This is a genomic window from Streptomyces cirratus (assembly GCF_014650775.1).
Lineage (GTDB): Bacteria > Actinomycetota > Actinomycetes > Streptomycetales > Streptomycetaceae > Streptomyces > Streptomyces cirratus.
Window position 1 is genome coordinate 252715 of the sequence record NZ_BMVP01000007.1, and the last position, 22296, is coordinate 275010.

The 22296-nt window shown below is 73.1% G+C and carries 18 protein-coding genes; 7 read left to right on the forward strand and 11 right to left on the reverse strand.

The window, feature by feature from the left end:
* Positions 1-175: 175 nt before the first annotated feature.
* From IE207_RS20065 to IE207_RS20075, 3 genes are all read left to right on the forward strand, one after another.
* Positions 176-1732 carry a 3-hydroxyacyl-CoA dehydrogenase gene (locus IE207_RS20065; RefSeq protein ID WP_190185618.1) on the forward strand — a complete coding sequence of 519 codons (1557 nt, stop codon included), beginning with the start codon at positions 176-178 and terminating at the stop codon, positions 1730-1732.
* Positions 1729-2319 carry a TetR/AcrR family transcriptional regulator gene (locus IE207_RS20070; RefSeq protein WP_190185619.1) on the forward strand — a complete coding sequence of 197 codons (591 nt, stop codon included), beginning with the start codon at positions 1729-1731 and terminating at the stop codon, positions 2317-2319. Before IE207_RS20065 ends, IE207_RS20070 begins: the two co-directional genes overlap by 4 nt.
* Before the next feature lie 112 nt (positions 2320-2431).
* Positions 2432-3394: an alpha/beta hydrolase gene (locus IE207_RS20075; RefSeq protein ID WP_190185620.1), complete on the forward strand. Its 963-nt coding sequence runs from the start codon at positions 2432-2434 to the stop codon at positions 3392-3394.
* On the opposite strand, the gene IE207_RS20080 is transcribed toward IE207_RS20075, so the two are convergent.
* Positions 3375-4007 carry an Lrp/AsnC family transcriptional regulator gene (locus IE207_RS20080; protein ID WP_229873834.1) on the reverse strand — a complete coding sequence of 211 codons (633 nt, stop codon included), beginning with the start codon at positions 4005-4007 and terminating at the stop codon, positions 3375-3377. The genes IE207_RS20075 and IE207_RS20080 overlap by 20 nt on opposite strands.
* A gap of 177 nt (positions 4008-4184) precedes the next feature.
* On the opposite strand from IE207_RS20080, the gene pdhA reads away from it, so the two are divergent.
* The 3 genes from pdhA to IE207_RS20095 are packed head-to-tail and all read left to right on the forward strand — an operon-like array spanning position 4185 to position 7659.
* Positions 4185-5318, forward strand: a complete 1134-nt coding sequence (gene pdhA / locus IE207_RS20085) for a pyruvate dehydrogenase (acetyl-transferring) E1 component subunit alpha (RefSeq protein ID WP_190185695.1) — start codon at positions 4185-4187, stop codon at positions 5316-5318.
* The gene (locus IE207_RS20090) at positions 5318-6328 is read left to right on the forward strand and encodes an alpha-ketoacid dehydrogenase subunit beta (protein ID WP_190185621.1); all 1011 of its coding nucleotides are present in this window, start codon (positions 5318-5320) and stop codon (positions 6326-6328) included. Before pdhA ends, IE207_RS20090 begins: the two co-directional genes overlap by 1 nt.
* Positions 6328-7659 carry a dihydrolipoamide acetyltransferase family protein gene (locus IE207_RS20095; RefSeq protein ID WP_190185622.1) on the forward strand — a complete coding sequence of 444 codons (1332 nt, stop codon included), beginning with the start codon at positions 6328-6330 and terminating at the stop codon, positions 7657-7659. Before IE207_RS20090 ends, IE207_RS20095 begins: the two co-directional genes overlap by 1 nt.
* A 292-nt stretch (positions 7660-7951) precedes the next feature.
* On the opposite strand, the gene IE207_RS20100 is transcribed toward IE207_RS20095, so the two are convergent.
* The 10 genes from IE207_RS20100 to IE207_RS20145 form a co-directional block, all read right to left on the reverse strand.
* The gene (locus tag IE207_RS20100) at positions 7952-8929 is read right to left on the reverse strand and encodes an NAD(P)H-quinone oxidoreductase (RefSeq protein WP_190185623.1); all 978 of its coding nucleotides are present in this window, start codon (positions 8927-8929) and stop codon (positions 7952-7954) included.
* Between the two features lie 10 nt (positions 8930-8939).
* Positions 8940-10031 (reverse strand): potassium channel family protein, encoded by a 1092-nt coding sequence (locus tag IE207_RS20105; protein WP_190185624.1) that lies wholly within the window; start codon positions 10029-10031, stop codon positions 8940-8942.
* A complete protein-coding gene (locus IE207_RS20110) occupies positions 10019-11356 on the reverse strand; it encodes a molybdopterin molybdotransferase MoeA (RefSeq protein WP_190185625.1) in 1338 nt (445 codons plus the stop codon). The genes IE207_RS20105 and IE207_RS20110 overlap by 13 nt, the downstream gene beginning before the upstream one ends.
* Entirely contained in the window at positions 11353-12276 is a 924-nt protein-coding gene (locus IE207_RS20115; protein WP_190185626.1) for an NTP transferase domain-containing protein, read from the reverse strand. The genes IE207_RS20110 and IE207_RS20115 overlap by 4 nt, the downstream gene beginning before the upstream one ends.
* Positions 12277-12607: 331 nt before the next feature.
* Positions 12608-13147, reverse strand: coding sequence for a bacterial proteasome activator family protein (locus IE207_RS20120; RefSeq protein WP_190185627.1), 540 nt, complete (start codon positions 13145-13147; stop codon positions 12608-12610).
* A 119-nt stretch (positions 13148-13266) separates the two neighbouring features.
* On the reverse strand, positions 13267-16011 hold the full coding sequence (locus IE207_RS20125; RefSeq protein ID WP_229873842.1) for an ABC transporter permease: 2745 nt from the start codon (positions 16009-16011) through the stop codon (positions 13267-13269).
* A 143-nt stretch (positions 16012-16154) separates the two neighbouring features.
* On the reverse strand, positions 16155-16898 hold the full coding sequence (locus tag IE207_RS20130; protein ID WP_190185629.1) for an ABC transporter ATP-binding protein: 744 nt from the start codon (positions 16896-16898) through the stop codon (positions 16155-16157).
* A gap of 24 nt (positions 16899-16922) precedes the next feature.
* Positions 16923-17603 (reverse strand): PadR family transcriptional regulator, encoded by a 681-nt coding sequence (locus IE207_RS20135; protein ID WP_190185630.1) that lies wholly within the window; start codon positions 17601-17603, stop codon positions 16923-16925.
* A gap of 169 nt (positions 17604-17772) precedes the next feature.
* Positions 17773-18336 carry a hypothetical protein gene (locus IE207_RS20140; RefSeq protein ID WP_190185631.1) on the reverse strand — a complete coding sequence of 188 codons (564 nt, stop codon included), beginning with the start codon at positions 18334-18336 and terminating at the stop codon, positions 17773-17775.
* Between the two features lie 286 nt (positions 18337-18622).
* Entirely contained in the window at positions 18623-20290 is a 1668-nt protein-coding gene (locus IE207_RS20145; protein ID WP_190185632.1) for a protein kinase domain-containing protein, read from the reverse strand.
* A 227-nt stretch (positions 20291-20517) separates the two neighbouring features.
* Here IE207_RS20145 and IE207_RS20150 point away from each other — a divergent pair, with 227 nt between their 5' ends.
* Entirely contained in the window at positions 20518-22134 is a 1617-nt protein-coding gene (locus tag IE207_RS20150; protein WP_190185633.1) for a protein kinase domain-containing protein, read from the forward strand.
* The last annotated feature ends 162 nt before the right edge of the window (positions 22135-22296 follow it).

Genomic DNA, 22296 nt, shown 5'->3' on the forward strand with positions numbered 1-22296 from the left:
TGGTTCACACGGTCGGCGCACGGTCGTCGTTACGGGCACGAACTGCGGGCCGGGGGAACCGGATCGGGCAAGGGCGGGTGAAGAAGAGCAGACACGAGTTAGAGTAACCGAACGATCGGTCGGGACAAGAGGGCCCGGCAAGCCTGTGGATAAGTCGGTGCGGGAGGATCGGGTCATGACAGCAATCGAGCGGTCCCGCACAGTGGCGGTCGTCGGCGCCGGCACCATGGGGCAGGGCATCGCCCAGGTCGCCCTTCTCGCAGGTCACCGCGTGCTGATCCACGACATCGACGCCCACGCGGCCCGCGACGGCGTCGACCAGGTCCGCGACCGGGTCGAGCGGCTGGCCGCCAAGGGCCGGCTGGATCGAGCCGGGGCGGACGAGGCGAACGGCCGGATCAATGCGGCCCAGGCCCTCTCCGAGCTGGCCGACGCCGCCCTCGTGATCGAGGCCGTCGTGGAGGACGTCACCGTCAAGCAGCAGCTCTTCGCCTCACTTGAAGGGGTGGTTTCGCCGGACGCCCTGCTGGCGACCAACACCTCCTCCCTCTCCGTCACCGAGCTCGCCGCCGGCATGGCCCACCCCGGCCGCTTCCTCGGCCTGCACTTCTTCAACCCGGCCCCGCTGCTCCCGCTGGTCGAGGTGGTCAGCGGCTTCGCGACCGATCAGGCCGCCGCCGAGCGCGCCTACGAGACCGTCCTGGGCTGGGGCAAGACGCCGGTCCGCTGCGCCGATACGCCCGGCTTCATCGTCAACCGGATCGCCCGCCCCTTCTACGCCGAGGCCTTCGCGGTGTACGAGGAGCAGGGCGCCGACCCGGCGACCATCGACGCCGTGCTCCGCGAGAGCGGCGGCTTCAAGATGGGCCCGTTCGAGCTGACCGACCTGATCGGGCAGGACGTCAACGAGGCCGTCACACGCTCCGTCTGGGACTCCTTCTTCCGCAGCCCCAAGTTCACCCCCTCGCTCGCGCAGCGCCGCCTCGTCCAGTCGGGCCGCCTCGGCCGCAAGTCGGGGCACGGCTGGTTCCCGTACGGCCCGGACGCCCGGCTTCCGCAGCCGCACACCGCCGCTCCCGAGGAGGCTCCGGCCAAGGTCACCGTCGTCGGGGACCTCGGCCCGGCGGCCGCTCTCGCGGACCTCCTGGAGGAGGCGGGGATCGCGGTCACCGCGACCGGGCAGGGGGGTCCGTACATCCAGCTGCCCGGCGAGGGACAGCTGGTGCTCGCGGACGGCAAGACCTCGGTCGAGTTCACGGACGTCGTCTACTTCGACCTCGCGCTCGACTACCGCGAAGCCACCCGGATCGCGCTCTCCACCGGCGAGGACACCAGCGAGCGAACCCTCGCGGAGGCCGTCGGGCTCTTCCAGAAGCTCGGCAAGAAGGTCTCCGTCATCGGCGACGTCCCCGGCATGATCGTCGCCCGCACCGTCGCGATGCTGATCGACCTGACCGCCGACGCCGTCGCGCGCGGCGTGGCCACCGCCGAGGACATCGACACCGCGATGCGGCTCGGCGTCAACTACCCGTTGGGACCGTCCGCGTGGCACGAGCGCCTCGGCCGCGACTGGGCCTACGACCTCCTGCACCACCTCGACGAGCGCTGCCCGGGCGGCCGGTACGCGCCCTCGCTCGCGCTGTTCAAACTCGGTTACGCGGAGGACGGAGCCGTGGACGGGGCCGAGGACGAAACCGGGGACGACGGCGAAGAGTACGGGGACGACCAGTGACCACCGCCAGGCGTGACACGTATACCCCCGAGACGCTGCTCTCGGTGGCGGTCCAGGTCTTCAACGAGCGCGGCTACGACGGCACCTCGATGGAGCACCTCTCCAAGGCGGCGGGGATCTCCAAGTCCTCGATCTACCACCACGTCGCGGGCAAGGAAGAGCTGCTCCGGCGGGCGGTCAGCCGCGCCCTCGACGGCCTCTTCGCCGTCCTGGAGGAGCCGGGTGCGCTGGGCGGCCGCGCCGTGGAGCGGGTCGAGTACGTCACGCGGCGCACGGTGGAGGTGCTGCTGGCCGAACTGCCGTACGTGACGCTGCTGCTGCGCGTACGGGGCAACACGCGTACCGAGCGCTGGGCGCTGGAGCGGCGCCGCGAGTTCGACCACGCGGTGGCCGACCTGCTGAAGGCCGCCGCGGCGGAGGGCGACCTGCGCACCGACGTGGACAGCCGGCTCGCCACCCGCCTGCTGTTCGGCATGGTGAACTCCCTCGTCGAGTGGTACCGCCCCTACCCGGGCGCGGACCACTCCCAGCTCGCGGACGCCGTCGTCCACATGGCCTTCGACGGGCTGCGCACGAACACCACCTGAACGGGCGCGCAGAGGTGCGGGCGCCGCCGCCCGACGGCCGGGGTACGCCCGGCGCCACCTGAACGGCTCAGTCCGTGCGGCGGCCGCCGCACGACGCCGTGACGATGGCCGCATGGCCCTGGACCCGGACATCGCAGCGCTCATGCACCGCTTCGGCGTCGACGGGCCGCCGCCCGTCCCGCTGCCGGGCGTCGCCGAGAGGCGGGCCGGCCGGCGCGAGCTCGCGCGGGCCCTCGCCCCCTACCCGCCGCTGCCCGTGGGATCCGTCGCGGACGACACCCTCGCCGGGGTGGGCGTACGGATCTACCGCCCGCGGTCCGCGGGCCCCGCACCGGCCGTCGTCTACTGCCACGGCGGCGGCTTCGTCGTGGGGGACCTCGACACGCACGACGCGGTCTGCCGGCGCCTGTGCCGGGACGTGGCAGCGGTCGTGGTCGCCGTCGGCTACCGGCTCGCGCCCGAGCACCCGTACCCGGCGGCCTACGAGGACTGCCTCGCCGTCGCCCGGGACGTCGCCGGACACCCCGAGCGCTTCGGCGGCGGCAGCGGCGTGTTCGCGCTCGCCGGGGACGGCGCGGGCGCCACCCTCGCCGCGGCCGTGGCGCCGGCCCTGCGTGACGCGGGCACGCCCGTCGCCGCGCTGCTGCTGGCGTACCCCGTGACCGACCTCACCGGCCGCGGCGGCTACCCCTCGATGGAGGAGAACGCCACCGGCTACGGGACGACCACCGCCGCGATCGAGAACGACATCCTGCTCTACGTCGGCAACGACCCCGGGACCGCCGCCGACGGCCGCGCCTCGCCGCTGCTCGCCGAGTCCCACCGGGGGCCGGCCCCGGCGGTGATCGGCGTGGGGCACTTCGACCCGCTGCGGGACCAGGTGCTGGCGTACGCCCGGGCGCTGGAGGAGGCCGGGGTCGCGGTGCGCCCGCACCTCTACCCCGGGCTCGTCCACGGCTTCATGGACTACGCCGCCCTCGCGCCCGCGGCGGACGCCGCCGTCACGGAACTCTTCGGGGAACTGCGTGCGCTCGTACGGCCGCCCGCTCCCGCCGCTACGGCTGCTCCTCGGTGAGCGGGGTGAGCGGGGGGCCGCTCACCGGGCCGGGATCCTGCAGATCCGTTTCCTCGAACACCAGCAGCGTCCGCGTGGACAGGACTTCGGGGATCGACTGGAGGCGGGTGAGGACCAGCTCGCGCAGGGTCCGGTTGTCCGGGGTGTGCACCAGCAGGAGGACGTCGAAGTCGCCGCTCACCAGGGCGATGTGCGCCGCGCCCGGCAGCTCGCGCAGCTTCTCGCGCACCGTGCGCCACGAATTCTGGACGATCTTCAACGTGATGTACGCAGATGCGCCCTGACCTGCGCGTTCGTGGTTCACCCGGGCCGTGAAACCCTGGATCACGCCGTCGTCGATCAGCCGGTTGATCCGCGCGTACGCGTTGGCCCGGGAGACGTGGACCTGCTCCGCGACCGACCGTATCGACGCCCGGCCGTCCGCCTGGAGCAGCCGCAGGATCGAGCGGTCGATCGGATCCAGGGGCCGCGGTGGGGCGGGTGCCACGGCGGCGGAGCCGGGCGGCGGTCCGGAAGGGGCGGGCGGTGCGGGTGGTGCCGCCTTGGTGCCTCCGGGCGGGACCGGTGCGGATCCCCCGGCGGAGCCCGCCGCGGCCATTTGTTCATCCGGCATTGCCCACTGCCTCCCTCTCCTGGACGTCCTGCACCCATCCCAGGGCCCCGGCGCCACTTTGTCCACAGCCTGGAGGCGCCTGTAGCCAAATTGCGCAGACAACCGAACAATCGGTAGGTGAGGCGCCTCACATCCGGGGCCCTCATGCCCGCTTCCTACGAGGAGGTGTACGCCGCCATGACGGTCCAAGAGCTGCCCGGTGCCGGGGCGTCCCACCGTTCGACCCCGCCGCCCGCCTGGAGGCCGCGTACGGACGCCGCCGCGCTGCTCCCGGACCCCGAGCCCTACCGGGTGCTGGGCACCGCGGCGGCGGACAAGCTCGACGCCGAGCTGATGCGCCGGTACTACGCCGAGCTGGTACGCGGCCGCCGCTACAACGCCCAGGCCACCGCGCTCACCCGGCAGGGGCGGCTCGCCGTCTACCCGTCGACCGTCGGCCAGGAGGCCTGCGAGATCGCCGCCGCGCTGGTCCTGGAAGACCGGGACTGGCTCTTCCCCAGCTACCGCGACACCCTGGCGGCCGTGGCGCGCGGCCTGGACCCCGTACAGGCGCTGACCCTGCTGCGCGGCGACTGGCACACCGGCTACGACCCGCGCGAGCACCGCATAGCCCCGCTGTCCACGCCGCTCGCCACCCAGCTGCCGCACGCGGTGGGCCTCGCGCACGCCGCCCGGCTGCGCGGGGACGATGTGGTCGCGCTCGCCATGGTGGGCGACGGCGGCACCAGCGAGGGCGACTTCCACGAGGCGCTGAACTTCGCCGCCGTGTGGCAGGCCCCGGTGATCTTCCTCGTCCAGAACAACGGCTTCGCGATATCCGTCCCGCTCGCCAAGCAGACCGCCGCCCCGACGCTGGCCCACAAGGCCGTCGGGTACGGGATGCCCGGCCGGCTGGTCGACGGCAACGACATCGCCGCGATGCACGAGGTGCTGACCGAGGCCGTCGAGCGGGCGCGCGCCGGCGGCGGTCCGACGCTGATCGAGGCGGTCACGTACCGGATCGAGGCGCACACCAACGCCGACGACGCGACCCGGTACCGCACGGACTCCGAGGTGGAGGCCTGGAAGGCGCACGACCCGGTGGAGCTGCTGGAGCGGGAGCTGACCTCGCGCGGGCTGCTGGACGCGGAGGGCATACAGGTGGCCAAGGACGCGGCGGAGACGATGGCGGCGGCCCTGCGCGACGCGATGAACGCCGAGCCCGTGCTCGACCCGATGGACCTCTTCGCGCACGTCTACGCGGAGCAGACCGGGCGGCTGCGCGAGCAGGCGGAGCTGCTGCGCGCCGAGCTTGAAGCGGAGAACGAGTGATGACGACGGTGGCGGTGCAGCCGGGGACCAAGCCGGCGACCATGGCGCAGGCCCTCGGCAGGGCGATGCGTGACGCGATGGCCGAGGACCCGACGGTCCACGTGATGGGTGAGGACGTCGGCACGCTCGGCGGGGTCTTCCGGATCACGGACGGCCTCGCGAAGGAGTTCGGCGAGGACCGCTGTACGGACACCCCGCTCGCGGAGGCCGGGATCCTCGGCGCCGCCGTCGGCATGGCCATGTACGGGCTGCGGCCGGTCGTGGAGATGCAGTTCGACGCGTTCGCGTACCCGGCCTTCGAGCAACTGATCTCGCACGTGGCGAAGATGCGCAACCGCACGCGCGGCGCCATGCCGCTGCCGATCACCATCCGGGTGCCCTACGGCGGCGGGATCGGCGGGGTGGAGCACCACAGCGACTCCTCCGAGGCGTACTACGTGGCGACGCCCGGGCTGACCGTGGTCACCCCGGCGACCGTCGAGGACGCGTACGGGCTGCTGCGCGCGTCGATCGCGAGCGACGACCCGGTGGTCTTCCTGGAGCCGAAGCGGCTGTACTGGTCGAAGGCGCAGTGGTCGCCCGATGCCCCTGCGGAGGTTCCGGGCATCGGCAAGGCGCTGGTGCGGCGGTCGGGCACGAGCGCGACGCTGATCACGTACGGGCCGTCGCTGCCGGTGTGCATGGAGGCCGCCGAGGCGGCGCGCGAGGAGGGCTGGGACCTGGAGGTCGTGGACCTGCGCTCGCTCGTCCCGTTCGACGAGGAGACGGTCGTCGCCTCGGTACGCCGGACAGGGCGCGCGGTGGTGGTCCACGAGGCCGGGGGCTTCGGCGGGCCGGGCGCGGAGATCGCCGCGCGGATCGCGGAGCGGTGCTTCCACCACCTGGAGGCGCCGGTGCTGCGGGTGACGGGGTTCGACATCCCGTACCCGCCGCCGATGCTGGAGAAGCACCATCTGCCGGGCGTGGACCGGATCCTGGACACCGTGGGACGCCTGCAGTGGGAGAACTGATGCCGCAGGTACTGGAGTTCAAGCTGCCCGACCTCGGTGAGGGGCTGACCGAGGCGGAGATCGTCCGCTGGCTGGTGGCGGTGGGCGATGTCGTCGAGATCGACCAGCCGGTGGTCGAGGTCGAGACGGCCAAGGCGATGGTGGAGGTGCCGTGCCCGTACGGGGGCGTGGTCACCGCGCGGTTCGGGGAGGAGGGGACCGAACTGCCGGTCGGCGCACCGCTGATCACGGTGGCGGTGGGTGCTGCGGACCCGGCTCCGGATACGGCTGCCGCTCCGGTTCCGGCCTCGGAGTCCGGCTCCGGGAACGTGCTGGTCGGCTACGGCACCGACCACTCACGGCCGACGCGCAGGCGGCGGATCAGGCCGGGGACCGCGACTGCCGTGGTGGCCCCGGTGGCCCCTGTGCCCGTCCCGGCCGTCCCGGTGGCTCCGGCCGCTGTTCCGGTTGCTCCGGTTGCTGTCCCGGTGGGGCCGGTTCCGGTGATCTCGCCGCTCGTACGGAAGCTCGCCCGGGACAACGGGCTCGATCTGCGGCAGCTGCGGGGGTCGGGCCCCGAGGGGCTGATCCTGCGGGCGGACGTGGAGGCGGCGCTGCGGGCGGAGGCCGCGCCGACCCCGGGGACGGCCGTTTCGGCTCCGGCCGGTGAGCGGATCCCGCTGAAGGGACTGCGCGGGGCGGTGGCGGAGAAACTGTCGCGCAGCCGCCGTGAAATCCCGGAAGCCACTTGCTGGGTGGACGCGGACGCAACGGAACTGATGGCGGCCCGGGCCGCGATGAACGCCGCGGGCGGCCCCAAGATCTCGGTGCTGGCGCTGCTGGCCCGGGTCTGCACGGCCGCGCTGGCCAAGTACCCGGAGCTCAACTCCACCGTGGACCTGGCGGCGAAGGAGATCGTCCGGCTCCCGGCCGTGCACCTGGGCTTCGCCGCGCAGACCGAGCGGGGCCTGATGGTCCCGGTGGTGCGGGACGCCCAGACGCGCAGTGCGGAGTCCCTCTCGGCGGAGTTCGCCCGGCTCACCGAGCTGGCGCGGGCCGGGAAGCTGGCGCCGGCGGACCTGACGGGCGGCACGTTCACCCTGAACAACTACGGGGTGTTCGGGGTCGACGGCTCCACGCCGATCATCAACCACCCGGAGGCGGCCATGCTGGGGGTGGGCCGGATCATCCCGAAGCCGTGGGTCCACCAGGGCGAACTCGCGGTGCGCCAGGTGGTGCAGCTGTCGCTGACCTTCGACCACCGCGTCTGCGACGGCGGTACGGCCGGCGGCTTCCTGCGCTACGTGGCGGACTGCGTCGAATCCCCGGCGGTCCTGCTCCGCTCGCTGTAACGCCCGGGGGCGGGTCCTTGCGGGCTGCCGGACCGCGCGGGCCGACGGCGGGCCGGCCCGGCCGGGTGGGACGCCGGCCCGGCGGGGTGGGACGCCGGTCCGCCGGGCGGCACGCCGGGCCGCCCGGGGCCGGCTGGGGACGGACGCGTCCGCCAGCCGGCACGGCACGGTGGAGGGCTACCGGTAGCAGCCGCCTGCGCCTCTGCCCGAAACTGCGCACCCGGCCCGCCCGCGTCAGCTCGAAGCCCCGGAAGCCCGCACCCCGGCCTCGGCCGCCCTCCGAGGACCGGGGTCAGACGGTGAGGAGCAGCTTGCCGACGTGGGCGCTGGACTCCATCACCCGGTGGGCCTCGGCGGCTTCCGTCATCGGGTACACCGCGTGGACCACGGGCCGGACCCGGCCCGTCGAGACGAGCGGCCAGACGTGCTCTCGTACCGCAGCCACGATCGCCGCCTTCTCCTCCAGCGGCCGCGACCGCAGCGAGGTCGCCGTGACCGCAGCCCGCTTGGCCATCATCGCGCCCAGGTTCAGCTCCGCCTTGACCCCGCCCTGGAGCCCGATCACCGCGAGCCTGCCGTTCACGGCCAGCGCGTCCAGGTTCCGCGCCAGGTACTTCGCGCCGACGATGTCCAGGATCACGTCCGCCCCGGCCCCGTCCGTCGCGGCCCGCAGCGCCTCCACGAAGTCCTGCTCGCGGTAGTCGATCAGGATGTCGGCCCCCAGCTCCGCGCAGCGCGCCAGCTTCTCCTTGCCGCCCGCCGTCACCGCCACCCGGGCACCCACCGCCTTGCCCAGCTGGATGGCCATCGTGCCGATGCCGCTGGACCCGCCGTGCACCAGCAGGGTTTCGCCGGGACGCAGCCCGGCCACCATGAACACGTTCGACCAGACCGTCGTCACCACCTCCGGCAGTGCGGCCGCCGTCACCAGGTCCACCCCGGCCGGCACCGGGAGCAACTGTCCCGCCGGGACCGCGACCAGCTCCGCGTAGCCGCCGCCGGCCAGCAGTGCGCACACCTCGTCGCCCACCGACCAGCCCGAGACGCCCTCCCCGATCGCGACGATCCGCCCGGAACACTCCAGGCCGGGATAGGGGGACGCACCGGGCGGCGGGTCGTAGAAGCCCTGCCGCTGGAGAACGTCGGCGCGGTTCACGGCGCTCGCCGCGACCTCGACGAGTACCTCGCCCTGGCCTGCCACCGGATCGGGAACTTCGGCCCACACCAGGGCCTCGGGTCCGCCGGGCTGCTCGATCTTGATCGCATGCATGGCCCGGAGGCTACCCGGAAAGCCCTGTCGGCGCCGCCGCCCGACCGGCCCGGACGATGGTGATCAGACGGTCCGTCGACTGGAGCGGACTGGCGTGCGGATCGTCGTAGGCGAGCAGCCGGTGCCCCCGCAGCACGCTCACCACCAGGTCCTCCGTCTCCCGCACGCCCTTGCCCACCTCGGGCTTGGTGACGGGCCGTTCGATCAGGTCCAGGCCGCTGCCCTGCTGGATCAGGTCCTCCATCACGGTGCCCGCGCTCGGGCTGAGCACCGACAGGCCCAGCAGCCGCCCGGCCGCACTCGCGCTCGTGATGACCGCGTCCGCACCCGACTGGCGCAGCAACGGCGCGTTCTCCTCTTCCCGGACCGCCGCGACGATCTTGGCGCTGCGGTTGAGCTGGCGTGCCGTCAGCGTCACCAGGACCGCCGTGTCGTCGCGCTGCGTGGCGACGACGATCTGCCGGGCCCTCGGCAGTTCGGCCCGCAGCAGCACGTCGGAGCGGGTGGCGTCGCCGACGACACCCGTCAGTCCCTCGGCGGCCGCCACGTCGATCACTTTGGCGCTCGGATCGACGATGACGACCTGCTCCTTGGCGAGACCGGTGGCCAGCAGCGTCTGGAGGGCCGACCGGCCCTTCGTGCCGAAGCCGACGACAACCGTGTGGTCACGCACGTTCTTCCTCCAGCGCTTGAGCCGCCACTCTTCCCGGGTCCGCTCCGTCAGCACCTCCAGCGTGGTGCCGACGAGGATGATCAGGAACACGATGCGCAGCGGCGTGATCAGCAGGACGTTCACCAGACGCGCACTGTCGCTGTACGGGACGATGTCGCCGTAGCCGGTCGTCGACAGGGTCACCGTCGCGTAGTAGACGCAGTCGAGGAAGTCGACTTCCTCGTTGGCGTTGTCGTGATAGCCCTCGCGGTCGATCCACACGAGCAACACCGTCAGGCACATCACGAACAGGGCCACCAGCAGCCGTCGTGCGACCTGCCGCAGCGGCCTTTGGACGACGCGCTTGGGGAGGGTGACGCGCCGCGCCACGAGCGCCTCGTCGGCGCGCCGGGCCATCGCGTCCTGGCCGGCCTGTTTCACGTGAAACATCCTCCGGAGGCCCAGGGCAGGTCGAGCATTTCCAGTTCCTGCCCCGACCGCGCACCGTGTGGCGGGACGACGGCCAGTGCGTCGGCGGCCGCCACACCACGGAGCATCGCCGGGCCGTGGTAGCGCAGCGGCACCGCGTGTTCCTCCGTCAGCAGCACCGGCACGAGCCGGGTGTCGTACGGGTGACCGGGTACGTCGCCCTGGATCGGAACCGCGTACCGCGGGCGTCGGCGCCGGCCGGCGAGGGCGCGCAGAAGCGGTTCGGCGAGCGTCAGCAGCCCGGACACGGCGGCCAGCGGGTTTCCGGGCAGTCCCACCAGGTGGCGGCCGTCGACGCGGTCGCCGGTCCGGGCCAGCAGCATCGGATGCCCGGGGCGCACGGCCACCCCGTCGACGAGCAGTTCGGCCCCGGCCCGCATCAGGACGGGGTGCACATGGTCGACGGGGCCCGAGGCCGTGCCGCCGGTGGTGACGATGAGGTCGGCGGTGGACGTGGTGACGGCCTCGAAGAGGGCTTCGGCCCCGGCGGGGTCGTCGCCCAGCCGCCGTGTGCCGGTGACGTCGGCGCCGAGCCGGCTGAGCCAGGGGCCGAGCATGGGACTGAGGGCGTCGCGGATGAGACCGTCGCGGGGGCGGCCTTCGGTGAGCAACTCGTCGCCGAGCACCAGGATTTCCACCGTGGGACGGGGCCGGGTCCCCAGCTCGTCGTACCCGGCGGCGGCGGCCAGCCCGAGCAGGGCCGGGGTGACCAGTGAGCCGGCCGGCAGCAGCAACTCGCCGGAGCGGCACTCCTGGCCGCGCGGGCGGATGTCCTGGCCGGTGACGACGGGCCGCAGCGCGTACAGCTGGGAGCCGTCCTCTCGGGCGTGCTCGCTGCGGATGACGGCGGTGGTGTCCGCGGGGATCCTGGCGCCGGTGGCGATCGGTACGGCCTCACCGTCCGCGAGGGGCTCGGGCCGGTCGGAGCCGGCCAGTATCCCGGCGCCGGTCCGGACGGACCAGGGGCCGGGACCGGCGACGGCCCAGCCGTCCATGGCGGAGGTGTCGAAGGAAGGCAGGTCCGTGAGCGCGTCGAGGGGCTCGGCCAGGACCTCGCCGAGGGCTTCGGCGATCGGCACCCGGTGGCTGCGGGCGCGGACGCCCGCACCGGCCCGGACGGCGGCTTCCCTGGCATGTGACCAGGACGAGGCACGGTGGCCGCCGGCGGCGCGGACCGCGTCGGGTGCGTCGAGGGGGCCGGGCGCGCCGGAGGCGTGGGGCGAGGGGTCTCGGCTCACCAGGGCGAGGGCCTCGTCCAGGGCGCGGTCGGCGTCGGTGCGGGTCATCCGGTGCCGGCTTCCGGGCCGTCTTCGGGGCGGTGTTCGGTGCCCTCTTCGGTGTGATCGGGGGTGCGGTCTTCGGCGCCGGACGCGGAGGCTTCCTCGGCCCAGCGCAGGGCCAGGGCGGCGGCCTTGCGGGACGCTTCGGCGACGGCCTGGGCCGGGTCCGCCCCGATCGCCTCGGCGCGGGCTGCGGCGTACCCCACGAGGAAGGTGGTCAGCGGTGCCGCGGGCCGGTCGACGCCGTGGGCGGCGTCACGGGCGAGGTCGAGGAGGGCCTTGGTATCGACGGGGACATCGATGCCCAGCTCGTTCTTGACGGCGGTGATCCATTGCTCCAGCACGGTCCCATGCTCTCTGATCCGGGCGCGGGCCGTCGCGAGGTCGTCCCAGGTGTCGCAGTCGAACGAGGCGAGTGGCGCAGCGCCGGTGATGGTGGTGAGGTCGAGTTCGGCGGTGAGGGCGCGAAGCGGCAGCCCGGCGAGGGTGCCGTGTTCGGTGGCCAGGAGGGCGATTTCCCGGCGCAGGGGCTCGGTCCGGTAGGCGGCGACGAGGGGCTGGTCGCGGCCGCCGGGGTCACGGAGCATGACGCCGTCGTGGCCGGGCGCGTCGAGCAGGGCGCGGACGGTGTCCCGGTCCAGGAAGGGCAGGTCGGCGGAGAGTACGAGGACCCGCGCGGCGGAGGTTTCGCGGAGCCCGGCGTCGAGCGCGGCCACGGGACCGCCGCCGGGCGGCTCCTCGCGGGTCCAGCGGACGGGGCGGGTGGTGGGACGGCGGGTGCCGACGACGATGGTGGCGGCGGCGTCGGGGCAGGCGTCGAGGACGCGGTCGAGGAGGGTGCGGGCGCCGACGTGCAGGCCGGGTTTGTCGGCACCGCCGAGTCGCTGCGCGGCGCCGCCGGCGAGGACGATCGCGTCGTAGCTCATACCGATGAGTATGCGGGGGGTGTGTTGCGGGCGGATTCCGGCCCGCGCCGTAGCCTCGCGGCCCGGCCGTGAGGCCGTCCTGCCCGTCGGGTGCGCCTTACCGAGCGGGGCTCCGCGCTCCACACTTCCCCGGTCCTGCCGGGAGGCCCGCACGGGGCCGGGTTTGCCACCCGGGGCGGTCGGGCGCGGCTGACCGGTCGGGGCTCCGCCCGACCGGGGCTCCGGCCCGGCCCGGTGCCTCGAACTCCCACAGCTGCTGCTGGAAGGTGCCCCCGCGGGGCGGGGGCAGCCGGGCCCCGCGCCGGGGTGGGCGGCGCGGGGCGGCGGGTGGTCAGAGGTACGGGCCCGAGCGGATGGCGCCGTGGGGGCCCTCTTCGTCGTCGTCGTGGGGGGCGCCCGGGGGGAGGGCGCGGCGCATCTGTTCGAGCTGGGCGCGGGCGGCCATCTGCTGGGCGAACAGGGCCGTCTGGATGCCGTGGAAGAGGCCCTCCAGCCAGCCCACCAACTGCGCTTGTGCGATCCGCAGTTCCGCCTCCGACGGGATCGCTTCCTCGGTGAACGGCAGGGAAAGGCGCTCCAGTTCCTCGACCAGCTCCGGGGCGAGGCCGTCTTCCAGTTCCTTCACCGACGCGGCATGGATGTCCTTGAGCCGGACCCGGCTCGCCTCGTCGAGAGGTGCGGCGCGTACCTCTTCCAGGAGTTGCTTGATCATGCTGCCGATCCGCATGACCTTGGCAGGCTGTTCGACCATCTCCGTCACCGGGACCTCGCGCGACTCGTCATCGGCGCCGCCGACCGCCGTCCCGTCTTGTCCCACGATCAGGACGTTCGGGGGGCTGTCCTGCGACCGTTCACTCCTCGGCATCTCCATGCCGACATTGTCTCGCACACCTCCGTACTCACACGGTGTGCCCCCGCACAGGCGTGATCCACCCTGTGCGAGGGGCCGTAATCAGATAGTGAGCGAAGGGGCGGCGAAGGGGCCCCTCCTCAGCCCGTTGCGCGGCGGGACAGGGCGCCGCTCGACTTCGTCACCAGCGCCGCCAGCACGGCCGCACCGAGCGGGACCAGGACCAGCAGTCCGCCCAGCGTCTCCCACGGCACGGCGAACGGCACGTACACGGCCTGGTCGGAGCCGGAGTGGCCCATCAAGCCCGCCAGCGCCCGCCGTTCCGTCAGCCGCAACCCCGCCGCCGGCAACAGCCCGGCCGCGGTGCCGAGGGCGACGCCCATCAGGGCCACCACCCCGCACTGGAACCCGCTCAGCGTCCTGCGCACCCGCGGCGGCGCGCCCACGGCGGCCAGCGTCTTGAGGTCGGCCTCGGCATCCGCTTGAGCCAGGCCGGTGGCGATGCCCGCCGCACCGATGGTGACCAGGCCCGCGAAGATCGTCAGGGCGAGGACCTCAATGCTGTCCCTGCCCTGGTAGCCCTCCTCGATCTTCACGGGGGCGTCGACGCCGATCCGGTCGATCCGGGCCGCCAGCGCCTGGCGTTGCGTACTCGTCGGCTTGTCGGCGAGGGTGAAGTACGTCCCGAACGGGGCCGTACCCAGGCCCGCCGCCTTCACCGCACCGGGCGGCAGGACGACCTCGATCCCGTAGCCGGTGACCGCGTCGGGCGCCTGGTAGACCGGGAAGACCTTGTCGACGCCCTTCGGCTCGTCCCCGGGCCCCCGCATGACCGGGCCCTGGGCGTCATCGGTGATCACTCGCAGGGTGACCTGGCCGGCCTTGGCGTTGCGCCGGTCGAAGGAGACGGCCTGCCCCGACCTCAGCGCCGCTACCGCCGCCGGGTCGTTGACGCCCAGCACCGTCAGCAGCTTCTCGTCGGCCACGACCGTGTCGCGCGGCTGCATGAACTGCCGTTCCTGGCAGCGCCAGTCCCGGCGCAGGGCCCGAACCTGTTCACTGCTGAAATCGGACAGCCCGTTCTTCGACTCGTAGAGCGGACAGCGGTTCTCCCGCGGAGTGATGATCTCCAGCCGCCCGCAGCCCGGTTCGGTGGAGTACGAATCGCAGGACGGCTTGCCGACCACCACCCGGTCCACGTCGGCCCGTACGGCGAGGGAGAACTCCTTCGCGAGGGCCTCACGCGCGGCAGGGACGTCCTTGTAGCGGTCGTCCTCCGCGTTCGTCAGCATTCCGGCACCGGCGGGCAGCGAGGCCACGTACTCGTGCCGGGCCTGGAGCTCCGTGCTGTGCTGGTAGGTGGCCACGGCGACGGTGCCGGCCACGGCGGCCAGTACGGCGGCCACTGCCGGTGCCGTACGCCCGCGGTTGCGCACGGCGTCCCGCAGCGCGAGCCTCGGCGACAGCGGCAGCCACCGCCCGGCCCGCCCGAACAGGCCGACCAGCGTCGGCGTCAGGGCGACGACGCCCAGCTCGGCCAGGGCGCTTCCGCCGGCCACCACCGCGGTCCCCATCTCGGAGACGGCCCCGTACAGGGCGAGCGCGGCGCCGGCAGCGACGGCCACGATCCCGATCAGGGGCAGGATCCGGTTGGCGCGCCGGACTCCACGACGGCCCGTCAGCGAGGCCAGCACGGTCTGCCGGGAGGCGGTGACGGCGGGAACGACCGCGGCGAGCAGCCCGGTCAGGACGGCGACCAGCGCGACGGCGAGGAGTTCCAGAGGACGGACCTCGAACCCGCCCCAGCGCAGCCCCAGATACTCCTCCAGCACCGGCCGGAGCCCGAGGGTCAGCACTACACCGAGTGCGGTGCCGACGACGGCGGACGCCGCGCCGATGACGAGACCCCCGGACAGGACGATGGCCCGGATGTGTCGCCGGGCACCGCCGTTGGCGCCCACCAGGCCGAGTTGGCGGGCCGAGCGCCGGGCGCCGACCGCGAAGGCGGGGCCGGCCAGCAGGCAGACCTCCAGCATGGCGAGGCCCACGACGGTTGCCACCACGGTCAGTTCGACCGCCTTGAGCGACGATGCGCTGTAGTCGTCGGCCCTGCCCTCCTCGCGCTGCTGCGCGTACAGCGGCACTTCGGAGTCGGCCGGCGGGTGGAGGTTGACGGCGCGCGAGATGGCGAGGAACCCCTTGGCGTTGGCTCCCCGCACCATGTTCCACGTGAAACCATCCCCGCCGACCTTGACGAGGAAGTCGTCGTCGACGCTCAGCCCCTGGCCACCGGCGCCCGTCAGGGCGCGGTCGAGCGGGGCGAGCAGTGTCCGGGGCGGCGCGATGATCTGCGTGGTCTTCAGCGCCGACGGAAGCTCGTACGCGCCCACGACGCGGTAGGACCGGGCGGCACCACGAGGGGTCAGCTCGGAGCCGACGAAGAAGCCGGACTCCTTGAGGAAGGTGTCGGTGGCCATGACCTCACCCGCCGCCGAGGGCAGCCGGCCCCGCTTGAGCGTGAACAGCCCCTTCACGAGCGGGCCGGCCGTGTCCACCTCGCGCAGTTCGGTGTCGAGCAGTCCGTGTGTGGTGCGGACCTTCGCACTGCCCTTGCTGTCCTGCACGATCTGCGCACCCGGCGGGAGAACGGAGGGAACCGGCACGTCCTCCGGCTTCGCCTTCGAGGAGTCGTAGCCGCGGTACCCGCCGACGGGCTCGTACCGGTCCCCCGTCGGGTTCTGGTAGATGGCCGAGGCGAACGAGGTGCCGCTCAGCTTCGCGTCGGCGGCGCCGATCTGCCGGGACAGGGATTGCTCGGTGGAGAGCTCTGAGCTGCGCCACGTGAGGTCCACGGCGCTCACACCGACGATCGGCAGGGCGATCATCGCGAGGACCAGGGCGCTGCGCCCCTTGGCGCGCCAGGCGTCACGGCGGGCGATACGGACCGCCGCCACCCACGAGTGGTACCAGGAGGAGACAAAAGACGAAGAACGGGACGAGCGGGACGACGAGGAGCGGGACGACGAGCTCACAGTCCGGCCGCCCGCCCCGAGAGCAGCGAGTCGGCCCCGCTGCGCATCGTCTCGTCTACCACGCTGCCGTCGCGCAGGAACACGACCCGGTCGGCCCAGGCGGCGAAGCGCGGCTCGTGCGTGACCAGGATCCCGGCCGCCCCCGCGTCGCAGCGCGAGCGCAGCAGGGCGAGGACGGACTCGCCGGTCTCGGAGTCGAGGGCGCCGGTGGGCTCGTCGGCCAGGACCAGGCGGCGGTCGCCGACCAGCGCGCGGGCGATGGCGACGCGCTGCTGCTGCCCGCCGGACATCTCGTCGGGGAAGCGGTCGGCGAGCTGCCCGAGGTTCATCTCCTCCAGCGCGGCCAGGGCGCAGGCACGCGCCTTGCGGGCGGAGACGCCGTCGAGCTCGCGGGGCAGTGCCACGTTCTCGGCGGCGGTGAGGGCCGGGATCAGGTTGTAGTCCTGGAAGACGTAGCCGATGCTGCGCCGGCGCAGCGCGGCCAGCTGCTTGCGGCTCGCGGTGGTGAGGTCGGTGCCCTCGACGATCACGCGTCCGGAGCTGGGGGCGTCGAGTCCCCCGGCGAGGGTGAGCAGCGTGGACTTGCCGGAGCCGGAGGGGCCCATCACGGCGACGAGCTCGCCGGGGTGGACGGCCAGGTCGATTCCGCGCAGGGCGTGGACCTCGGTGGCGCCACTGCCGTGCGTACGGACGAGTTTCTCCAGCTGGAGTACGGGGCGCTGCGTGTGCTGGTCGGGCATGTGGGTCCCCCCTGGGACGGTGGGTCAGCGCCGCCGCAGGCGGATGGCGCGGGGCGGCTCGTTGGTCGCGGCGGCGACGCGGCCGCTCGCTGGGGTCGTGGCGGGCGGTGGCCCGGACTCCTCGGGCGGTGGGCCGGGCTCTTCGGCCGCGCTGACGGCCGACCGGGAGAGCCGTACGAGCCGTGCTTCGCAGTGGTCGAGCCAGCGCGCCTCGGCCTCGGTCTGGAAGATCAGCTGTTCGAGGACCAGCAGCCAGGCCACGTCGTCGCGTTCGTGGGCCTTGCCGCTCTCGATGGCCGCGAGCGCCTGGGCCTTGAGCCGGGTGTAGTCCTGCATCGCCTGGATGGTGGCGTGCCGCTGCGACTGGATGACCGCGCGGATGTCGACGCCGGGTGCGCCGACGGCCATGGCCAGCTTGATGGACAGCTCGTCGCGCGGTGGGTTGGTGCGGTCGACGGGGCGCTCGTACCACTCGTGCAGCTCGGCGCGGCCGGTGTCGGTGATGGCGTAGAGGGTGTGGCCGGCCGCGTCCTCGCCGCCGGGTGCGACGAGGCCGTCGCGCTCCAGGCGGGCGAGGGTCGTGTAGACCTGCCCGACGTTGAGCGGCCAGGTGGAGCCGGTGCGGGATTCGAACTCGGTACGCAGCTGAGAGCCGTACCGAGGACCCCTTTCGAGCAGGGCGAGAAGGCCGTGGCGGATGGACATACTCAGTATGTATACCGAGTATGTACCCGGCCGCAACCGTCCCGGGTCGTACATCCCGAGGGGGACGGGACCTGCGGACGGACCTGCGGACGGACCTGCGGACGGACCTGCGGACGGACCTGCGGACGGACCTGCGGACGGACCTGCGGACGGGGCCGGCGGACCGGGCCTACGGGCCCCGCCGCAGCCGCACGCCGATGAATCCCAGACCCAGGCCCATCAGGGCGAGTCCGGTACCGAGTGGCAGCATGTGCGCCGCCAGGTCGGCGGCCCGGTCGTTCGACCCGGTGCCGAGTGCGCTGACCCCGGCTCCGGGGCTGGCCGCGCCGTCCGGGGCCGGACTCGCTCCGGGGGAGGCCGCGGCGGACGGAGCCGGGCTCGCAGCCGTGGCCGGCGTGCCGGTGGGCGCCGTGGGGGCCGTGCCGGGGGGAAGGCCGGGCGGTCGCGGCGGACGCGCGGGCCGCTGCCGAGGCCGGGAGGCCACCATCGCCTCGGGGTCGGCGGGCTCGCCCACGGGCCGCCCCGGCCGCTCCCGCCCGACGCCCGCGGCACTGCCGGCCAGCTCCTCGTAAGCCTCTTCGGGTACGTCGGCCACCGCGTCGGCGCTCGCGGAGGCGACCGGCACCAGGGCGGAGGCGGGGCCCCGGCCCTGCTCGGGCACGACGCCCAGAACCGCGACGACCGCCAGCGCGGCCCAGGCCGCCCACACCGGCGCACGGAGGCGTTGGGTCACCGGGGAGCCCCTCCCGTCCGAGCGGCGCGGGCGGCGCGAGCGCGCGGAACGGCTTCGCTCGGGCCTGTACAGGGCTCACATTTGCACGACGGGACAAAAGCGGCATCCCGGACCGCCCATCAGGGTGGCCCGGGACGCCGGAGCACAAGCAGGAGCACAAGCAGGCACACAGGCGGGAACACCACCGCGGCACAAGCAGGCACACAGGCGGGGAACACCACCGCAGCGGCCCGCTTCGGACCCCGTACCGCCTACCGCCTACTGCGGATCGCCTACCGCGGATCGCCTACTGCGGGTCGCCCGTGGACACGGTCAGCGTGTACTCCTGGTCCTTCGTCACAGCGGTCCCGGCCGTCGGGAACTGCGTCAGCACGGTGTCCTGCCCGAAGACGGCCTCGTCCTTGTTCTCGATCTTGTACTTGCCTCCCGCGGCCTGGATGCAGAGCTTGACCGAGCCCAGGTTCTTGTACGTGAAGTCCGGGGCCGAGACCTTGGAGGCGTCCCTGTAGTCCTTGGACGGGTTCTTGCACTTCTCCACGTCGATCGTGCGCGAGGTGTCCGGGCCCTTGTGGCCCGACTTGGCGGAACTCGACGCCGAGGTGGAGGGCGAGGCGCCCCCGCCGCCGTCCGCCCGGTTCTCGTTGTTGTCACCGCCCGAGTTGAGCACCGCGATCAGCCCGCCGACGGCCAGCAGCGCCACCACGATCGCGCCGACGATCACCGGCGTGTTCGACTTCGGTGCCGCGGCCCCCGCCCCGCCCCCCGTGCTCGCCGAGACGGCGAACGGCGGCGGGGTCTGCGGACCGTACTGGTGCTGCGCACCCTGGGGGACGGTCTGCGGCGCGTGCTGCTGGGGCGGGTACGCGTAGCCGCCCTGCGCCGGAGTGTGCGGCGCGTACGGGGACGCCGTCTGCGGGGCCTGGTACGGCTGCTGCAAGGACTGCGGCGGCGTCTGGTAGGCCGAGTCCACCGGCGGGAACACGGCCGACCCCACCCCGGCGCCACTGCCGCCCGCCGCCGCACCCGGGACGATGACCGGCGCACCCGTGTGACCGGCCGACAGGACCCGGGCGATCTCGTCGCCCATGGCCGCGGCCGTCGGGAAACGCTCGTTCGGGTTCTTCTTCAAGGCCCGCGCCACCAGCGCGTCCATCGCCGGCGTCACGGCACGGTTCACGGAGGACGGCGCGACCGGCTCCTCCTGCACGTGTGCGTACGCGATGGCCAGCGGCGAGTCGGCGTCGAAGGGCAGCCGGCCGGTCAGCAGCTGGAACAGCATGATGCCGACCGAGTAGAGGTCGGAGCGGGCGTCCACCGCGCGCCCCAGCGCCTGCTCGGGCGAGAGGTACTGCGGGGTGCCCACGACCATGCCGGTCTGGGTCATCGAGGTGACCCCCGACTGCATGGCCCGCGCGATGCCGAAGTCCATGACCTTGACCACGCCGCGCTTGGTCATCATCACGTTGCCCGGCTTGATGTCGCGGTGGACCAGCCCCATCTCGTGGCTGGTCTCCAGCGCGGCCAGCACGTCCGCCGTCACCTTCAACGCCCTGTCGGCGGGCATCGCGCCGTACTGCGCGACGTCCGCCTGGAGCACCGAGCCGAGCGGCTGCCCCTCCACGTACTCCATGACGATGTACGGCATCGGGGCGCCGTCGTCCGCGACGGAGCCGCCGAAGGTGACCGTGCCCTCGCCCGTATCGAATACCGAGACGATGTTGGTGTGCGACAGTTTCGCAACAGCCTGCGCCTCGCGGCGGAACCGCTCGCGGAAGGACGCCTCCCGGCCCAGTTCGCTGTGCAGGGTCTTGATGGCGACCTGTCGGTCGAGCGCCGAGTCGTAAGCGAGATAGACGGACGCCATACCGCCCTCGCCCAGCAAGTCCCTTAGCTGGTAACGGCCACCGGACAGGGAACCGCCTGCGTACCGGCCCCGTGTGCCGTCCTGGCTCATGACTGTTGCTTCCCCTCGGGCTGTATCCGAACGCGTCTGGCAGAGCGCATGTGGCGCCCAGTCTGCCGGAGGGCAAGCGCCAGTCAAGCCAGGTGCCCGTTCCGTGACCGGGGGGCCACGGGGTGCCATTGCCCGAACGGCGACCTGTTCCGAGGCTGTAGCGTTCATCGGAGCACCCGAAGAGGACCCGCAGAAGTTACGGACGAGAGAGACGACGGCGAGGACTGATGGCACCCGAACCCGACGGAACCGGCGCCGGGATGGCCGAGGATCCTGAGCATTGGGGCGCAGGCGGCCTGGTGGGCGACGGCCGCTACCGCCTGACCCACCGCCTCGGACGAGGCGGCATGGCGGAGGTGTTCGCCGCCGAGGACGTCCGGCTGGGCCGCACCGTCGCCGTGAAGCTGCTGCGCGCGGACCTCGCCGAGGACCCGGTGTCCAAGGCCCGCTTCACCCGCGAGGCACAGTCGGTCGCCGGGCTCAACCACCACGCCGTGGTCGCGGTCTACGACTCGGGCGAGGACCGGGTCGGCCCGAACGTCGTCCCGTACATCGTCATGGAGCTGGTCGAAGGCCGCACCATCCGCGAGCTGCTGATCAGCGCCGAGGCCCCGGGACCCGAGCAGGCTCTGATCATCGTCTCGGGCGTGCTGGAAGCGCTCGCGTACTCGCACCAGCACGGCATCGTGCACCGCGACATCAAGCCCGCGAACGTCATCATCACCAACACCGGCGCGGTGAAGGTGATGGACTTCGGCATCGCCCGCGCCCTGCACGGCGCGCAGTCGACGATGACCCAGACCGGCATGGTCATGGGCACCCCCCAGTACCTGTCGCCCGAACAGGCCCTCGGCAAGGCCGTGGACCACCGCTCGGACCTGTACGCGACCGGTTGCCTGCTGTACGAACTCCTCGCGCTGCGGCCCCCCTTCACCGGTGAGACGCCGCTGTCGGTGGTCTACCAGCACGTCCAGGACGTGCCGGTCCCGCCCTCCCAGCTGCCCGAGGGCCAGCACATCCCGCAGGAGCTCGACGGCCTGGTCATGCGCTCCCTGGCGAAGGACCCGGACGACCGGTTCCAGAGCGCCGAGGAGATGCGCGGGCTGGTCCAGTACGCGCTCCAGATGCTCCAGGAGCAGGGGCCCAACTCCGGTACGTGGAACACCGGTCCGGTCACGATGGCGCTGCCGCACGGCCAGCCCGGCGCGGGCGCCCCCACGACTGCGATGCGCGGACCCGGCGGACCGCGCCCGCCGTACGGCCAGAACGCCACGACCTCGCAGTTCCAGCGGCCGATGGTGCCCCCGCTGAACCCTGACGACGGCTCGGCCTTTCCGGGCGGCGGCAACGGCGGGCACGGCGGCCACGGCCAGGGCCCGGGCGGCGGTTACGGCCAGGGTGGCGGCTACGACGGTTACGACGACCGCCGGGGCGGCGGCCGTTGGAAGACGTGGGTGTTCGCGGTGCTCGCGGTCCTCGCGATCGCCGGTGGCATCGCGTACGCGGTGACGACGGTGGGCGGCGGTGGCGGCGGGAACAAGCCGGGCACCAACCACAGCAGTTCCCCGAACGCCTCGAAGGACTCCTCCACACCCTCCTCGGACATGACCCCGTCGGGGACGCCGGACTCCTCGCAGTCGGAGGAAGAGCCGACGCGCAAGGCGACGCCGAGCCGCACCAAGTACACGTCGAGCACCACGCCGACGCCGTCCACGGAGCCGCCGACCTCGGAGAAGCCCACGGAGTCGGAGAAGCCCCCGACCTCGGACAAGCCGACGCCGTCGGAGAAGCCCACCAAGTCCGCGCCGCCCACCGGCGGTGCCACGAACAACGAAGTCGAATAGGGACGGTCATACGAACGGGCCCGGCGGAAATCATTCCGCCGGGCCCGCACGCTTTTTCCGGATTGCCGACCGGGGACTCCGCCCCGAATGGAACGCCGCTCGCACACCGCTCGTGTGCCCCTCGCACAAACCGCGCTCGCCCGCCGCTCGTGCGCCCCTCGC

Excerpts from the sequence above, each read along its gene's own strand:
- IE207_RS20065 (WP_190185618.1), top strand. The coding sequence starts at position 176 with ATGACAGCAATCGAGCGGTCCCGCACAGTGGCGGTCGTCGGCGCCGGC.
- IE207_RS20075 (WP_190185620.1), top strand. The coding sequence starts at position 2,432 with ATGGCCCTGGACCCGGACATCGCAGCGCTCATGCACCGCTTCGGCGTC.
- IE207_RS20080 (WP_229873834.1), bottom strand. The coding sequence starts at position 4,007 with ATGCCGGATGAACAAATGGCCGCGGCGGGCTCCGCCGGGGGATCCGCA.
- pdhA (WP_190185695.1), top strand. The coding sequence starts at position 4,185 with ATGACGGTCCAAGAGCTGCCCGGTGCCGGGGCGTCCCACCGTTCGACC.
- IE207_RS20090 (WP_190185621.1), top strand. The coding sequence starts at position 5,318 with ATGACGACGGTGGCGGTGCAGCCGGGGACCAAGCCGGCGACCATGGCG.
- IE207_RS20095 (WP_190185622.1), top strand. The coding sequence starts at position 6,328 with ATGCCGCAGGTACTGGAGTTCAAGCTGCCCGACCTCGGTGAGGGGCTG.
- IE207_RS20100 (WP_190185623.1), bottom strand. The coding sequence starts at position 8,929 with ATGCATGCGATCAAGATCGAGCAGCCCGGCGGACCCGAGGCCCTGGTG.
- IE207_RS20105 (WP_190185624.1), bottom strand. The coding sequence starts at position 10,031 with ATGTTTCACGTGAAACAGGCCGGCCAGGACGCGATGGCCCGGCGCGCC.
- IE207_RS20110 (WP_190185625.1), bottom strand. The coding sequence starts at position 11,356 with ATGACCCGCACCGACGCCGACCGCGCCCTGGACGAGGCCCTCGCCCTG.
- IE207_RS20115 (WP_190185626.1), bottom strand. The coding sequence starts at position 12,276 with ATGAGCTACGACGCGATCGTCCTCGCCGGCGGCGCCGCGCAGCGACTC.
- IE207_RS20120 (WP_190185627.1), bottom strand. The coding sequence starts at position 13,147 with ATGGAGATGCCGAGGAGTGAACGGTCGCAGGACAGCCCCCCGAACGTC.
- IE207_RS20125 (WP_229873842.1), bottom strand. The coding sequence starts at position 16,011 with ATGATCGCCCTGCCGATCGTCGGTGTGAGCGCCGTGGACCTCACGTGG.
- IE207_RS20130 (WP_190185629.1), bottom strand. The coding sequence starts at position 16,898 with ATGCCCGACCAGCACACGCAGCGCCCCGTACTCCAGCTGGAGAAACTC.
- IE207_RS20135 (WP_190185630.1), bottom strand. The coding sequence starts at position 17,603 with ATGTCCATCCGCCACGGCCTTCTCGCCCTGCTCGAAAGGGGTCCTCGG.
- IE207_RS20145 (WP_190185632.1), bottom strand. The coding sequence starts at position 20,290 with ATGAGCCAGGACGGCACACGGGGCCGGTACGCAGGCGGTTCCCTGTCC.
- IE207_RS20150 (WP_190185633.1), top strand. The coding sequence starts at position 20,518 with ATGGCACCCGAACCCGACGGAACCGGCGCCGGGATGGCCGAGGATCCT.